The sequence below is a fragment of the Nocardia sp. CA-135953 genome (assembly GCF_050955735.1).
In the GTDB taxonomy this organism is placed as follows: Bacteria; Actinomycetota; Actinomycetes; order Mycobacteriales; family Mycobacteriaceae; genus Nocardia.
Map to the genome: position 1 here is coordinate 3608612 of NZ_CP192082.1, position 15092 is coordinate 3623703.

Below are 15092 nucleotides of genomic sequence, written 5' to 3' on the forward strand. Positions count from 1 at the left end.
TCGCGCCAGGGCGATCGCGCGCCAACTCGGATGTGCGCCAGTTCAGTTCGGCGCGGCCGGGATACGCCTGGCCGCCCCGACCGGGTCGACCTCACCGCGTCCGCGCGCGACCGTGAGAATCTCCAGCATGCCGATCACGATCGCGCAGCCACCTGCCGCCATGCCGAGTACGTCCAGCGAATCGAACGGCAGGGCGATCATGGTGAATCCGACCATCATGGTCAGCAATCCGAACATCTCTTGCCAGCCACCCTCGGGCAACTCGTCGGCCCAGACCGCAACGGTCGCCTGTGCGATTCCGCGCACGGCCCAGCCGAGGCCGATCCACACTGCGAGCAACAGGATCGAATTCGCGCTGTGGAAGGCCATCACAGCCAATGCCAAAGAGGTGACGCCGCTGAAGAATACGAACATCCGCAGTGCTGCCCCGAACCGGGCGCCTATCGCGATGATCAGCTGTATCGCACCGCTCACTAGTAGGTATAGGCCGAACAACAACTCTGCCATGCGCTCGGTCTTGTCCGGCCACACGGCTATCAGGACTCCGAGAACCACCGAGCCGATGCCGGCGACCAATACCGCCGGCCGCGCCCCGTCGGCAAGCGAACCCCCAAGACCCGCACTCTCGTTTTCGGGCATAGCTCCATAGTATGGGCCCTGGACGCGGATAACCGGGTGTTTGCTTTCGGGTCGCGGTATTTCTACGCCGACTGAGCGTGTCGTGGTGCATCGTGCCGGTGTACCAGCGCTGCGATACCGCAGGCGAGCACCCACCGTTGCGGCTACGAGCATCAGCGGCGCGTGTCGAGCGAGCGGGTTCTCGCGCAACAGGTCTCGCAGCAGCAGCCAGCCATCACCACGAATCCTCGCGGAGCGCCGCGACCAGCGCGGCTTCGACCATCGGCCGCCATGCTCGACGGTTCCGCTCGACGAGCCAACCGCCGAACCCGAGCAGCGCACAGCCGAATCCCATGAGCGAGGTGCCGATCGCAGTACCGAAATCCGCCGTCGGCGCGTCGACTGTTTCGGCGCGGATCTCGTTCCAGCGCACCGCAACGACTTGATCGCGCCAAATCTCCAGTTCGACAGCCGATCCAGGTGTCGCTGCGGCGAGGATCGTATTGTCGGAGGGAACTCGGGGTGTCGCTCGATGCCGGTGTCGACCTCGAGTCGGTAGGTCGTCGACCGCGTCACTCCCCGATAGACGATGGCATCGGTGACGCGGGCTGGGTTCAGCGCGTGGTCTTCGCGCTCGTAGGCCGACCGGTCGCCCGCTGTCCGCGTCGCGTCCACGACTCCGATGGTGGTGGCCGCGAGCGCGATCAGCCCGAATGCGAGCAGTAGCGTGGACATATCGCCGTCCAGGACCACCACCGCCGCTCGTGTGCGGTCATGCGCTGATCGCCTGGACCGCCCCGCCGTCTCGATATCACGGCCGAGTCGGCAACCAGGCGGTAAGCAGTTCGAGCTTGCTGGGCGACATGATCGTGCGGTGAATAACAGCCACGGGGAACCCTATCCTTCAACGGCGAGTGCAGGTTTCACGCGGCTTGGAGTGTTGGCGCACCGGAGGCAGACCCAGGACTCAAGAACTCAGAACTCAGCATGGTTCCGAATGTCGAGAATGTGGCGCCCACTCCGTCCCAGGGACAGCAGCGGCCACGATGGGCTGACCGAGAAGACGGCCGACCGAGAAGACGACAATGAGAGGGATAACCATGCAACCGAACGAGATCACCGAAGTTCTGAACCGACCGATCAGCCGAGAACTGTTGGCTCGCGACCTGACCCGTTTGGCCTACGTCGCCAAGGACGGCACACCCCGCAATGTCCCGATCGCGTTCACCTGGAATGGTTCGCAGATCGTCATGTGCACGTCGAAGAACGCCCCGAAGCTCCCGGCCCTGCGCGAGAATCCGATGGTTGCCATGACGATCGATACCGAAGTGCACCCGCCCAAGATCTTGCTCATCCGCGGCCGGGCCGAGTTGGACCTCGTCGATGGCATCCCGGACGAGTATCTCCAGATGAACGGCACCTACGAGATGACGCCCGAGCAACGGGTTCATTGGGAGGCGGAGGTGCGTTCGCTCTACGACGGCATGGTCCGGATTGTGGTGACCCCGACGTGGGCGAAGCTGATCGACTTCGAGACGACTCTGCCGAGCGCGGTCGAGGAGCTGGTGCAGCAGCGGGACGAGCGTCAGCGCGCCTGAGCGCAGTTTTCGGAGTCCGCCAGAAAATTTCGCGGTGGGATGTCGAGAATGCGCCCGCCGCTACGTCCCCGAAGTGAACCCGGCCAGAATGGGCCGTACCGTACCAAGGAGAACACGATGGCCAAATACCTGCTGCTCAAGCACTACCGAGGTGCACCGGCGCCGGCCAACGACGTGCCGATGGACCAGTGGACGCCGGAGGAGCTTTCGGCCCATGTGCAGTACATGCAGGACTTCGCCGCGCGGCTCGAGGCCACCGGCGAGTTCGTCGACAGTCAGGCGCTTGCCCCGGAGGGCACGTTCGTCCGCTTCGACGGTGAGGGCCGACCGCCGGTCACCGACGGCCCGTTCGCGGAGACCAAGGACCTGATCGCCGGTTGGATGGTGATCGATGTCGAGACCTACGAGCGGGCGCTCGAGCTGGCCGGCGAATTGTCCGCGGCGCCGGGGGCGGGTGGGAAGCCGATCCACGAGTGGCTCGAGTTGCGCCCGTTCCTGACCGCGCCGGCGACCATCACGGAGTGACTGACGGTGGATGAGGTCCTGCTGCGATCCCTCACCCCCACGGTGATCGGGCTTCTCGTCCGTCGCGGAGCCGACTTCGCGGCGGCCGAGGATGCCGTGCAGGACGCCCTGATCGAAGCGGTGCGGGTGTGGCCGGATGATCCACCGCGGGACCCCAAGGGCTGGTTGGTCACCGTGGGCTGGCGCAAGTTCCTCGACGCCGCCCGTGCCGATACCTCCAGGCAGCGGCGTGAGGTGCTCGTCGAGGCCGAGCCCGTGCCCGGCCCGGGCGAAGCGGTGGACGACACGTTGCAGCTGTACTTGCTGTGCGCACACCCATCGTTGACACCGGCTTCGGCCGTCGCGCTCACGCTACGCGCGGTCGGCGGCCTGACCACACGTCAGATCGCGCAGGCCTACCTCGTGCCGGAGGCGACCATGGCCCAGCGGATCAGCAGGGCCAAGCGGACCGTCTCGGGCGTCCGATTCAACCAGCCCGGTGATGTCGCCACGGTGCTGCGCGTGCTCTATCTGGTCTTCAACGAAGGCTATTCCGGTGATGTCGATCTCGCCGGCGAAGCGATCCGGCTGACTCGCCAGCTGGCGGCCAAGACCCACCACGAGGAGGTCGCGGGCCTGCTCGCGCTGATGCTGCTGCACCACGCACGGCGCCCGGCACGGATCGGCCCCGACGGCAGGCTCGTACCTCTTGCCGAGCAGGACCGCAGTCTGTGGAACACCCGACTGATCGCCGAGGGCGTCGAGGTGCTCCAGGCAGCCCTCACGCGCGACCGTCTCGGCGAGTTCCAGGCCCAAGCCGCCATCGCCGCGCTGCACGCCGATGCCCCGACGGCCGAGGAAACCGACTGGGTGCAGATCGTCGAGTGGTACGACGAACTGGTGCGCCTCACCGACAGCCCGGTGGCCCGCCTCAACCGGGCCGTCGCGGTCGGTGAGGCTGACGGCCCGCGGGCCGGCTTGGCCGCCTTGGCCGAGCTCGATCCCGCCCTGCCTCGCTACGCCGCCGTCGCGGCGTACCTGCACGAACGTGACGGTGACCCGGTAACCGCGGCACGGCTCTACAGCGAAGCTGCCCGCTCGGCGTCCAGCCTGCCCGAACGCGACCACCTCACGCGACAGGCCGCACGACTCAACGCGCAGTTGCACAGTTGAGACCTGTCGATCCGAATCGGTACCCGGACAAGGCCCTGACGACGGGGTGCCCGTTTGATCGCTCCTATCCGGGAGCGCCGTCGGCCGCCGATCCGGTTCGGCTCTGGCGGGATTCGGCGACCATATGGTCGAGCTGGCGTTCGGCGCGTTCGGCGCGGGCCAGGGTTTGGGCGCGGGCGTCGTCCAGCGTGGCCAACCGTTCCGCGGCTTCGCGCCGTGCCCGATCGAGTGCGGCCGCCGATTCGGCACGCACCGCAGCGACCTCCGCACTTGCCGTGCGGCGCACCTCGACGAGTTCACTGCGCGTGCGATCCAGTTCCTCGCGCAGTCGGTTCAGTTCCGTGCGCACCTCCGCGACAGCCTGATTGCGTTCGGCCACGGCCTGTTCGGCGCGTTCGATGGCGCGCTCGGCATCGGCCGCCCGCTGTACTGCCAGATCGCGTTCGGCACCGGCCGCGGTGATCTGCTGGGCGGACTCGCGGCGGATCTGTTCGATTTCGGTCGTCGCCTTCCGGCGCGCCAGTTCCACATCCTCGGTGGCCTGCTGCCGCGCGCGTTCCACATCGTCGGCCGCTTCGCGACGGATGGTGCGGATTTCGGCATCGGCTTCGCTGCGTGCCGCGAAGACATCCTCGGCGGCCTGTTTGGTGACCCGTTCGACCTCGCGCAATGCATCCGACCGCGCCGTATCCGCTTCGGCCACCAGCGATTCCGCGTGTTCGGCTGCGCCGGCCGCATCGTCGGCGGCCGATTCCGCGGCCGCGCGCGCTTCCTCCGCTTGGCGGCGCGCCTGATCCGCGGCCACCGTGGCGACCTCGGCCTCGGCCATGCGCCGTGCCGCATCGGCCTGCACGGCCTGCACCTGCGCCTCGGCGATCGCCGGATCGGCAAGCGTGGACAGCTCGGCCACCGCCGCATTGAGCGTGTTCCCCAATTGATCTGCCAGTCCACGGAACTGGGTGAGCAGTTCATCGGCGCGCAACCGAGCCACCGTCACCGGACCCTGTTGCGTCACAGTGACGGCAGCCGCCGGTGTCTGCGATTCCTGTTGCTGCCGTTGCCGTTCTCGCCAAGCGCGCCACCGGGTGTGCTCCGGGTGATCACAGTATTCCGAGGGCCGCCCTGGCCCGCCCCCGCGCGTAATCGGTCGAGCACATCCAGGGTAGCTGCAAACGTTGGACACCGCGGAATCGTAGCGTTTGTTTCGTGTGCTGCCAACGTATTCACACGAAACTAAATCCATGTTTCTCCAAGTGCTTCGACCGCCAACCCATTGGATCTGACCCCCGATAAGTGAACATTATCGGGGGTCAGGCATCGCTGAGGCCTGGCAATCCGTCAGCCAGAGTTCCGTTTTCGTTTGGTTTGCACACACGAAACGAATTACCAACGGAACCAATGAAAACTGGGTACCTCGGCTACCTACTCGACCTCGGCGGAACACACCGGCCGCTGCGTGATCCCGACGCCCCGCCGACGAGTGAGCCCCGGTCGGTGCCCAGGGCAATGCCGCTGGTGACCGGGCACCGGACCACGCGATCAAACCCTTCCGGATGCCCGATCGATACGATCGCAACCGTGGAGCTGATCGGTAGAGTGGAGAAGCGCGTAATCAAGGTCGTAGCCTCCGACCCGGCTTGGCCGCAGAGATTCGCCGGTGAACGCACGCTGATCGTCGCGGCGCTTGGCGTCAAGGCAGTGCTCGTCGACGATGTCGGTTCGACCTCGATCCCGGAGGCGGTGCGGAATTCGAGCGGGTTAGCGGCCGAGCATCGATGTGAACTGTTCGGGGACGCGCGCACCCTTGACTTGCGCCACGGCCGCCTCGATGCGTTCCACGTCGACGATCGTCAATTCGACGTCGAGCGCTCCCAGGTTCTCTTCCAAACGATGTAGTTTGGTGGTGCCGGGGATCGGCACGAACCACGGCTTCTGCGCCAGCACCCAGGCGAGAGCGATCTGAGCCGGCGTAGCGCCCTTGTCGTCGGCAATCTGCCGCAGCAAGTCGATCAGTGCCTGATTGGCCTGTCGTGCTTCAGGATTGAAGCGCGGCAGCATGCGGCGGAGGTCGTCGTCGGCCAGCGATGTCGTGGAGTCGATGGTGCCGGTCAGATAGCCCTTGCCCAGCGGGCTGTATGGCACAAGACCAATGCCCAGCTTCTTCAAGGTCGGAATCACCTCGCCTTCGAGGTCTCGCGTCCAGAGCGAATATTCACTCTGCAGCGCCGTCACAGGCTGCACGCCGTGGGCGCGGCTGATCGTCGTCGCGCCGGCCTCCGACAATCCGAAGTGCTTGACCTTACCTTCGGAAATCAGCTCCTTGACCGTGCCCGCTACCTCTTCGATGGGCACGTCGGGATCGACGCGGTGCTGGTAGAAAAGGTCAATATAATCTGTTCGAAGGCGCCGAAGCGAGGCCTCGGTAACTCGGCGGATCTGCTCGGGTCGGCTATCGACCCCCGACGCCGGGGTCGGTCCGTTCTCTCCGTGCTTGATACCGAACTTGGTGGCGATCACCACCTGGTCGCGCACCGGCGCCAGCGCCTGACCGACCAGCTCTTCATTGGTGAAAGGGCCATAGACTTCGGCAGTGTCAAAGAAAGTCACGCCGCGGTCAACTGCCGCCCGCAGCAGCTTCGTCATCTCGGCTGAGTCCGGGGTCGCACCGTAGAAGAAGCTCATGCCCATGCAGCCGAGCCCCAGGGCTGAAACTTCGAGTTGCTGTCCAAGTTTGCGCTTTTGCACTAGACATGCTCCTTCAGAAAAGATCGTCTGGCCCATTGCTTTCCCTGCGTTCAGCCGGGAACCGACCACAGGTTAAGCAGGCCTTGCGGCCGGCAGGGAGCCCCTCGTGATACAGGTACTGAGAGAACCACCCTTGCCTAATGGACCTGACACTCTGCGCATGTGGCGTTCTTAGTGCTGGGGTACCCGCAGTGCCTCCCTTAAGACTGCGGGACGGGCTTACGGTGAGGGGATGGCCACGATGGATCTACGAACCGATATCCGGGAGTTTCTCAGCTCGCGTCGCGCCCGCATCGCACCCGAGCAAGCGGGCCTGCCCGCCTACGGCGGCAACCGTCGGGTCAAAGGCCTGCGTCGCGAGGAGGTAGCGCTGCTGGCGGGGGTATCAGTCGACTACTACGTGCGCATGGAGCGCGGCAGCCTCACCGGCGCCTCTGACGGGGTGCTCGACGCGTTGGCCTCTGCCTTGCAACTTGACCAGGCCGAGCGCGACCACCTGTTCCACCTCGCGCGCCAATCCGGGGCGCCCAGCGGTCCACGCCGCCGACGACCCGCCGTGACGGTGCGTCCGGCGCTTCAGCAGGTGCTCGACGCCATCACCGATGCGCCGGCTTGGATTTGCAACGGCCGTTATGACGTGCTGGCCATGAATCACCTTGCCCGCGCGCTGTATTCACCGGTGCTGGCCGACACGCGACGGCCGGCGAACACCGCGCTGTTCGTGTATCTGAATCCCGAAGCGGCAAAAACGTTCTTCGTCGACTATGACCGAATCGCCCGCGATGTGGCCGCGAAGCTACGCATGGAAGCCGGCCACAATCCGCACGACGAGGAGCTGATCGCCCTCGTCGGTGAATTATCAACACGCAGTGAACTATTTCGACAGCGGTGGGCATCGCAGGACGTTCAGCTCCACCGGTCCGGACGCAAGCGTGTGCACCATCCGGTAGTGGGCCAGCTCGACCTGGACGTCGAGTCGATGGAACTGCCCGCCGAACCCGGCCTGCACCTCAACGTCTACACCGCACCCGCGGGCACGCCGACCGCTGACAATTTAGCGCTCCTGGCGTCGTGGGCGGCCACCCAACAGACGCTGGCGACCGAGCTCGAAGCACACAACGGATAGTCCATCCCCTTCAGCTGTACTAGTCAGCGGACCATGACGTGGGACAACAATCTGCCACACCCAAGGAATACGAGACCGTCTACCACGCTCGACTCCGGACATCTCAGGCGGCATCCAAGCGACGAACTCTGAACACTCCCACCGCAAACCGGCTCTCGATCAGCGACCCCGCCGCCTCGCGGCCAGGTCGCTGTCGGCCTGATACCGCCACAACCCGTCGTCGGATACCCGCGTGTACTTCACCAGGCTGCGCACCGAGGTGTGCCCCGACAAACTTCATCAACACCGGAGTCGGCGCGCCCTCCTCGGCAGCGTGGGTGAGCCGGGAATGACGCAACTGATGCAGCGTGTAGGGGGCGGTACGGGCAGCTGAGCAAGGCGCAGACGATCGAGCGGGCGCCGGAGCCACGGCAGACCGCTCTGTTGATGGCGGTGGTGCGCCAGCTGGAGGCGCAGGCGATTGATGACGCGCTGGACCTGTTCGCGGTGCTCATGGCGACTCGGCTGGTCAGCACCGCACGGCGGGCGTCGGATCGGGACCGGTTGATGCTGCCGCAGTTGGAGAAGCGGGCGCGCACCCTGGCGAAGGCGTCGAAGATCCTGACCGAGGAGCTGGACCTGGTCGCGGAGGCAGGGACCGACCGGGACGTGGGCGCACTGTGGGCCGCGGTGGAGATGCCGTGTCGCGTACGGCGGTCGCGGCGGCGGTCGCGACTGTGGAGGCTCTGGTGCCGGAGGACGACGGGTCGGCCGAGGCGGCGATGCGGGAGAAGCTGGCCCTGCGTTACAACACGGTGCGCCCGGTCCTTTCCCTGCTGGGCGAGTCGGATACGCTCGGCGCGGCCCCGGCCGGGCGGCGGGTGCTCGCCGCGGTGCGCCGGTTGCCCGCGCTGTCACGGCGGCGGGTGAAGGACCGGCCGCTGCTGCCCCGTGAGGTCGAGACGGGTCGTTGTACTTCGAGAAGACCGTCGCCAGTCGGTCGGCTACATGCTGTCGCGTACGGACTGACCCCAGGACGCTCCGTCTGTGTGGGTGCCTGCGAAGTCGGGGTCTTCGTAGATGTGTAGCCTCTTGATCTTTTCGCCCTGGAACTCGAACACGTTGCAGAAGAGTCCGAAGGTTGAGGATCCGTCGGGGAACTTCACACCGGATGTCGTCTCTCCCCTGACGGCCCCTTCCACGACGACGTAGTCGCCGGACGTGAGGACGTTGAAGTGGGCGATGTCGTGCTCGATGTCGGCGATGCCGCGCGCGAAGCCTTGGGCGAAGGCCCCGATCTGCGCCAGGCCCTTGGCGGTTCCGAACTTCGGGAAGAACATCTGCGCGTCGTCCGTGAAGAGTTCGAGGAGTGCCGGATCGGCGGCATCGACCAGGCGGAAGTATTGGAGGGCTGTTGCTTCGCGCTGGGCGTGGAGGTTGTTTTCGTTCATGGTTCGTTCCGCTTTCCGTGTTGCCGATGCTCGTGGTTTGCATGGAGCACCGTTTCAACCTGATTCGTTTGAGGAGTCGCGTCGGCCCGCCGAGGAGTGCGCGGCTCAGCACCACCTGGTCTGACGACTGGGAGGCCTGTACGCGACCGGGAGAGAGCCGCCGACAGCTGCGGCCGTGTCTCGGCTGACCCTCTGCGCACATGCCCGGCTGCCCCGGGCCGCAGGGGCCCCTGAAGTCTCTCCGCTCAGCCGGCGTTGAACGCCTCGGCGACGGCCAGCGTGTCCTCGTACACATGCAGGCGAGCGATCCGGCCGTCCTCGATCGACAGGTGCAGGGCCACCGGTGTGGTGAACTCCTTGCCGGTGGGTGCGGCGGTGTGCGTGAAGACCGCCAGCAGTACCACGTCACCACCGTCGACGATGAAGCGCTCCAGCACGACCTTGCTCTGGCCGGGCGCAAAGTGCGACCACATCGTGGTGAAGTACGGCGCGACCTCCTCCCGGCGGGTACGGCGCCCGGTCCAGGGCAGCGCGGTGCTGTCGGGGACATACCAGTCGATCTCCTCGGAGAACAGTTCCTGGATGCCGTCGCCGTCCTGCCGGCCGAGGCGCTCCAGGAACTTCTCGGCCACGGCCCGTGAGGTCTGAGTGTCTGTTGTCATCGTCCTTGTCCTTGTCCTCTATCTCTTCATTGACATAACCATTTTGGTTACATCGGTGGGCGTGGAACGCGACTCCCCTCGGTTAGAGGAAGTGCGCGGTCCGAGGTCAGGCGGCTTTCAAGACGTCCCGCAGTACGTCCTCCAGCGTGGTCTTGGCCAGCTCCCTGCACAGGGCGGCCTCCACGTCGTCGTACACGGCGGTCATCGCCGGCACGATGCCGTGCCCCACGACGCACTCGGGGTCCGGTGTCGCGCGATGCAGGGCGAAGACCGGTCCCGGCTCGATCGCCTGGTAGACGTCGAGCAGGGTGATCGCCGCCAGGTCCCGCGCGAGCGTCCAGCCCGCCCCCGCACCTCGCCGTGAATCGGCCAGGCCAGCCTTGCGCAGCTCACCCAGCAGGCGGCGGATCACCACGGGGTTGGTGTTGACGCTCGTCGCGATCTGCTCGGAGGTGGCGACCTCGTGGCCACGCCGCTGATACAACCCGATCCACATCAGGGCGTGCGCCGCGATGGCCAGCCTGCTGTTGGCACTCATGTCGGACTCCACCTCCCGTGCCCCTCGATTCTAATCGTAACTGTACTTGTTACAACCGCATGCGGCAAGTCCTGCACGGCTGGCTGGACCCGCCTCATCAAGGAGCACGCCACCCACAGGCCCCAAGATCACCCGGCGGCGGTTTCTGGCGTATCTGGGTCATGCCCGGAGGCAGGGGCAAGGAGGACCCAGCTGCGCCGGGGTCATCCGCGCCGCCCGCGACCTGCTGCCCGACCCCGGCCGCTCGATCACCTCGATCGCCAAGCTGCTGGGCGTCTCCCCACGCACCCTCTACAACCACATCCCCGACCTGCGCGAGCTACGCGCCGACACAGTGCCCCGTCAGCTCGAAGCACCCGCGAAGTAGGCAGACCCAAGCAAGATCAATCTAAGCGGCACTTTCTGTGCCTCAACTACTCACACCCGTAGCCGCCAAGACGTTGCGGGGAGCTGGATTCGAGCCGGTCTTCGACACCGAGGCGCGACCGGGTCGCACAGGCCACCGGGCCGAGCTGGTGATGCCGTGCTGTATTGCCTTGTGCTGCACCTATCTTGGCGATGGTCGCGGCTTACGAGTTCTCCACGTCCGGCATCGTTGCACCGGCCGACAGCAGTCGCTGCGCCAGCACGCGACAGCGCCTACCGAGCTCTGGCGGGTCGAGTACCTCGAAGTCGTGCCCCAGTAGAAGTATGTGCATGAGCACGGCGTCGAGGTTTTCGGCGCCACCGAGTACCTCGCAGCGCTCGTTTCCTCGCGGTCGTACGACGGCCGCCGACGCTGGAATCTGCGCACGCACGATGTCGCCCGAGGCGTGCACGAGGAAGCGCGCCTGGTGCGGGTAAACCCGGCTCGCCACACTCTCCTGCACATATGTCGCTGCGTCGGGCGCCGGGCGCGGGCGGAAGCGCCAGGTCCGGGCCGACACTTCGGTCATCTTGTCGACGCGGAAGCTGCGCCAGTCATCGCGATCGAGGTCGTAGGCGAGCAGATACCAGCGCCGGTCGGAGGCGACCAGACGGTAGGGCTCGACCTGCCGCCGCCGCACCTCGTTTCCGGACGGGTAGTCGAAGCCGGCCTCGACCTCGTCGCGGCAGGCTCTGGCCAGCATCATGAGCACCTCGGGGTCGACCGGCGTGCGGCCGCCGCCGAAGGATTCGACCGAACCGGAGAGCGCGCGCACCTCATGCCGCAACCGGGCGGGCAGCACCCGATCGAGCTTGGTCAGCGCCCGCAGTGCTGCGTCGCCTGCGCTGGCGATCGCGCCACCCGCGCCGACGAGTAGCGAGACAGCGGTGACGATCGCCTCCTGGTCGTCGAGCAGTAGCGGCGGCAGGTCCTGCCCCGCGCCGAGCTGGTAGCCGCCGCCGATACCCTGGCTGGCATGCACCGGATAGCCGAGCGTGCGCAGGCGCTCGACATCGCGCCGGACCGTGCGCGGGGTGACCCCGAGCCGCTCGGCGAGTTCGGGACCGGTCCAGACCTGGCGTTGCTGCAGCAGCCCGAGCAGGGTGAGCACCCGCTCCGTCGTACCCCGCTCCACGTCCATGCCGCCCAACTGTCAGACATAGCGGACCGATTCTGTCCGCTAGCCGTGTCAGGGTAACTCCATGGATGCAGACGAACTCGACTGGAACCGGACACTGCGCGAGCAGTGGGAGTTCCATTGGAACCATCAGATCCGAGCCCGGCTCGACGGCCTCACCGACGACGAGTACTTCTGGTCGCCGGTGCCGGACGCCTGGAGCGTGCGGCCACGCGGCAGCTCGACCGCGCCCGTGCAGGTCGGTGCCGGGGACTTCACGATCGACTACGCCTTCCCTCAGCCGGTCCCCGCGGCGTTCACCACGGTCGCCTGGCGACTCGGTCATGTCATCGTCGGCGTGCTGGCGGCGCGTAACGCCGCACATTTCGGCGCGCCGGCGGTGTCGTACGAGACCTGGGAGTACGCGCCCAGTGCGGCCACTGCGCTCGATCAACTCGAGGCCCAGCTCGACGTCTGGCTGGCCGGGGTGCGCGGCCTCGGCCAGGCCGGGCTCCGGGTCCCGGTCGGCGCGAAGGAGCCCTTCCCCGAGTTGCCGATGGCCGATCTGGTGCTGCACATCCACCGCGAGCTGATCCACCACCTGTCCGAGGTCTGCCTGCTGCGCGACCTCTACCTGCACATGAAATCCGCAACGAACGGAGCAACCCGATGAGCCGGCACATCCAGATCACCTTCGACGCCCACGACCCGAGGACACTGTCCACCTTCTGGCGCGAGGTACTGGGCTACGTCCACCCCGGCCCGCCCGGAGTCGACCTGCCCGCCGATGCCGACCCGCTTGCCGCATGGGAGGAGTTCCTGGCTCGTATCGGTGTACCGCCGGAACAGCGCAATACGAGATCGGCCATCGAGGACCCGCACGGGCACGGCCCACGACTGTTCTTCCAGCAGGTGCCGGAGGACAAAGTCGCCAAGAACCGCGTCCACCTCGACGTCCGTGCGGCTCCCGGACTGCAGGGCGAGGGACGGATGGCGGCGCTGCAGGCCGAGTGCGACCGGCTGGTCGCGCTGGGAGCGACACGGGTACATCGCTACGAGCCCGGTCCCCCGATGAGCGCCGGCCACATCGTGATGACCGACCCCGAGGGCAACGAGTTCTGTCTGGACTGACCCAGCTCGACTGTGGGCGCTACTCGAACCTCGAGCCCGCTCCTATGCCGCACGATGAGGGCGCGGAGTTGGAACGCTACATGATCGACCACTTGCCGTTCGACCGTCGATAGCAATGGCTGACGAACATTCGGGCGCGGCGCAGCGCGATATCGAGTTCCGTTGTCTTCCACGCTTTTTCGATCCACACCCCGCCGTATGTGTGCCGAATGCTATTGAGAGTCAATCGGATTCAAACCCGATGGTGCGCACTGATGGGTTCGACCTGTGTTCGTGGCTGCGGGCGGGTTTGGGCGACGAGTGAGGTGGAGCAGGGGCTGGAGCGCTCGCCGAAGACTGCGAGCCACCCCGCAGATGACCTATCGAGGGAAAGTGAGTACGCCGAGTGCATATCGAACCTGAAATACGCACGGCTGCAGGAGTTGTGCGTGGCAGGTGGGAGAATACCCTCGCAGTCTTCCGCGGCATCCCCTATGCCGAGCCACCGGTCGGCTCACGTCGGTTCGGCGCTCCCGTTGCGGTACTGCGGTGGGATGGCATCCGTGACGCGCTCGAATTCGGTCCACCGGTTCCCCAAGTGGCCCATACGGGTTCGGTGATGTCATCGCTGGCCGGCAGCGTCGATGATGGTTCGGCCGAATGTTTGTCGCTCAACGTCTGGTCCCCTGACCTCGGTGCCGCGGGATTGCCGGTGATGGCGTGGATCCAGGGAGGCGCCTTCCTGGAGAATAACTCCGCCAATCCGCACTGCGACGGTGCGACACTGGCCCGGTCCGGTGTGGTGCTGGTCAGCATGAACTATCGCGTCGGCGCCGACGGCTTCGCTCATATCGCCGAAGCTCCGGACAACCGAGGCATTCTCGACCAGATCGCCGCGCTGCGTTGGGTCCAGGAAAATATCGCCGCGTTCGGTGGCGATCCGGACAACGTCACCGTCTTCGGCCAGTCCGCCGGTGCTGCGTGCATTGCTGCTCTGCTCGTTATGCCGATGGCGGCTGGGTTGTTTCGCCGTGCGATAAGTCAGAGCATGCCGGGCACGTACTTCTCCGAAAGGCTCGCCGCCGCGATCTCCACGACGATCGCCGCGCAACTCGGCGTGCGGGCCACCGTCGGTGAGCTGGCCCGTTTCACACCGCGCGCACTCACCGACGCGACGGAGGTGGTGATCCAGAAGATGCCGGAATTCGTCGAATCGTGGGGTCCCATGGCGCTCACACCCACACCGTTCTCACCTGTCGTCGACGGCACCCTGATCCCGGATGCGCCATGGCGTGCACTCGCCCACGGCACGGCGCACGATATCGACCTGCTCATCGGCCACACCCGCGACGAATACCGGCTGTACACCTCCCGGCCAGGCGGCGAGCCGACCGATGCGCAAATGACCGCAGCCTTCGACCATCTCGCACCTGCCACGGACACCGACCGCATCTACCGCACCGCCTACCCGGACGCCACACCCGAGCAACGCTACGAACTCCTCAACACCGATTGGCTGTTTCGGATGCCCAGCCTGCACTTGGCCGATGCCGCGCACGCCGGAGGCGGACGGGTGCGGCTCTACGAACTGTGCTGGAGCTTCAACCGGGAACAGGGGGCCTCACACTGCCTCGACTTTCTCCTCATATTCGGCACCCTCGGTAGCGGCGAGGTACGCGCGCACCGATCCGCACACCCGAACGCCGCGAACGAGATCACCCACGTTTCCCACCGCATGCGCACCGACTGGGTGACCTTCGCGACCACGGGCGAACCAGGCTGGGCACCCTACGATCCGCACACCCGAACCACCCGCGTCTACAACGCCGAGGCGACGACCCGGCCCTACCCCGAGGAACCCTCGCGTCGCATCTGGTCCACGCACCAGTTCGACACCCTGGACCTACTGCATACCGACTAACAGGTGTCATGTCGTTCGGCCGACAGCACGAACCGCCGGAATCCGGCACGACAGATCAGACGGACGCCGCCCTCGAACATGCTGGGGGCGAACCGATTCGAGTCGACATGGATTGCGGCAAGCTGGTGCGGCGCCCGGAGCAGG

15 protein-coding genes and 1 pseudogene are annotated in these 15092 nt (G+C 66.2%); 8 read left to right on the plus strand and 8 right to left on the minus strand.

Translation table 11 applies throughout. From position 1 onward, the window contains the following. Positions 1-42: 42 nt before the first annotated feature. Together ACQPXH_RS16675 and ACQPXH_RS16680 are read right to left on the minus strand one after the other, a co-directional pair. Positions 43-639 (minus strand): HdeD family acid-resistance protein, encoded by a 597-nt coding sequence (locus ACQPXH_RS16675; RefSeq protein WP_433603227.1) that lies wholly within the window; start codon positions 637-639, stop codon positions 43-45. Between the two features lie 214 nt (positions 640-853). After that, on the minus strand, positions 854-1051 hold the full coding sequence (locus ACQPXH_RS16680; protein ID WP_433603228.1) for a hypothetical protein: 198 nt from the start codon (positions 1049-1051) through the stop codon (positions 854-856). 667 nt (positions 1052-1718) lie between these two features. On the opposite strand from ACQPXH_RS16680, the gene ACQPXH_RS16685 reads away from it, so the two are divergent. The 3 genes from ACQPXH_RS16685 to ACQPXH_RS16695 all read left to right on the plus strand — a co-directional run bounded on the left by ACQPXH_RS16685 (position 1719) and on the right by ACQPXH_RS16695 (position 3893). After that, the gene (locus tag ACQPXH_RS16685) at positions 1719-2216 is read left to right on the plus strand and encodes a pyridoxamine 5'-phosphate oxidase family protein (RefSeq protein WP_433603230.1); all 498 of its coding nucleotides are present in this window, start codon (positions 1719-1721) and stop codon (positions 2214-2216) included. A gap of 117 nt (positions 2217-2333) precedes the next feature. Beyond that, positions 2334-2741 carry a YciI family protein gene (locus ACQPXH_RS16690; RefSeq protein WP_433603231.1) on the plus strand — a complete coding sequence of 136 codons (408 nt, stop codon included), beginning with the start codon at positions 2334-2336 and terminating at the stop codon, positions 2739-2741. A gap of 6 nt (positions 2742-2747) precedes the next feature. Further along, positions 2748-3893, plus strand: a complete 1146-nt coding sequence (locus ACQPXH_RS16695; protein ID WP_433603232.1) for an RNA polymerase sigma factor — start codon at positions 2748-2750, stop codon at positions 3891-3893. Positions 3894-3957: 64 nt separating this feature from the next. On the opposite strand, the gene ACQPXH_RS16700 is transcribed toward ACQPXH_RS16695, so the two are convergent. After that, a complete protein-coding gene (locus ACQPXH_RS16700) occupies positions 3958-4908 on the minus strand; it encodes a hypothetical protein (protein ID WP_433603233.1) in 951 nt (316 codons plus the stop codon). Between the two features lie 491 nt (positions 4909-5399). Between ACQPXH_RS16700 and ACQPXH_RS16705 the strand changes: the two are divergent. Further along, positions 5400-5618, plus strand: a pseudogene (locus tag ACQPXH_RS16705) (hypothetical protein); the annotation flags it as partial. Positions 5619-5651: 33 nt separating this feature from the next. Here ACQPXH_RS16705 and ACQPXH_RS16710 read toward each other — a convergent pair. Then, complete coding sequence (locus tag ACQPXH_RS16710; RefSeq protein ID WP_433603234.1) at positions 5652-6638, minus strand: aldo/keto reductase; 987 nt, start codon at positions 6636-6638, stop codon at positions 5652-5654. Positions 6639-6870: 232 nt separating this feature from the next. Between ACQPXH_RS16710 and ACQPXH_RS16715 the strand changes: the two genes are divergently transcribed. After that, positions 6871-7764: a helix-turn-helix transcriptional regulator gene (locus tag ACQPXH_RS16715; RefSeq protein WP_433603235.1), complete on the plus strand. Its 894-nt coding sequence runs from the start codon at positions 6871-6873 to the stop codon at positions 7762-7764. 983 nt (positions 7765-8747) lie between these two features. On the opposite strand, the gene ACQPXH_RS16720 is transcribed toward ACQPXH_RS16715, so the two are convergent. The 4 genes from ACQPXH_RS16720 to ACQPXH_RS16735 form a co-directional block, all read right to left on the minus strand. Next, entirely contained in the window at positions 8748-9194 is a 447-nt protein-coding gene (locus tag ACQPXH_RS16720; protein ID WP_433603236.1) for a nuclear transport factor 2 family protein, read from the minus strand. Positions 9195-9439: 245 nt separating this feature from the next. Continuing rightward, positions 9440-9856, minus strand: coding sequence for a nuclear transport factor 2 family protein (locus tag ACQPXH_RS16725; RefSeq protein WP_433603237.1), 417 nt, complete (start codon positions 9854-9856; stop codon positions 9440-9442). Positions 9857-9962: 106 nt separating this feature from the next. Continuing rightward, a complete protein-coding gene (locus ACQPXH_RS16730; RefSeq protein ID WP_433603238.1) occupies positions 9963-10394 on the minus strand; it encodes an Rrf2 family transcriptional regulator in 432 nt (143 codons plus the stop codon). A gap of 569 nt (positions 10395-10963) precedes the next feature. Next, positions 10964-11941, minus strand: coding sequence for a helix-turn-helix transcriptional regulator (locus ACQPXH_RS16735; protein ID WP_433603239.1), 978 nt, complete (start codon positions 11939-11941; stop codon positions 10964-10966). A 61-nt stretch (positions 11942-12002) separates the two neighbouring features. Between ACQPXH_RS16735 and ACQPXH_RS16740 the strand changes: the two genes are divergently transcribed. The 3 genes from ACQPXH_RS16740 (at position 12003) to ACQPXH_RS16750 (ending at position 14948) form a co-directional block, all read left to right on the plus strand. After that, a complete protein-coding gene (locus ACQPXH_RS16740) occupies positions 12003-12590 on the plus strand; it encodes a DinB family protein (protein ID WP_433603240.1) in 588 nt (195 codons plus the stop codon). Next, entirely contained in the window at positions 12587-13048 is a 462-nt protein-coding gene (locus ACQPXH_RS16745) for a VOC family protein (RefSeq protein ID WP_433603241.1), read from the plus strand. The genes ACQPXH_RS16740 and ACQPXH_RS16745 overlap by 4 nt, the downstream gene beginning before the upstream one ends. A gap of 385 nt (positions 13049-13433) precedes the next feature. Beyond that, positions 13434-14948 carry a carboxylesterase/lipase family protein gene (locus ACQPXH_RS16750; protein ID WP_433603242.1) on the plus strand — a complete coding sequence of 505 codons (1515 nt, stop codon included), beginning with the start codon at positions 13434-13436 and terminating at the stop codon, positions 14946-14948. Positions 14949-15092 lie beyond the last annotated feature (144 nt).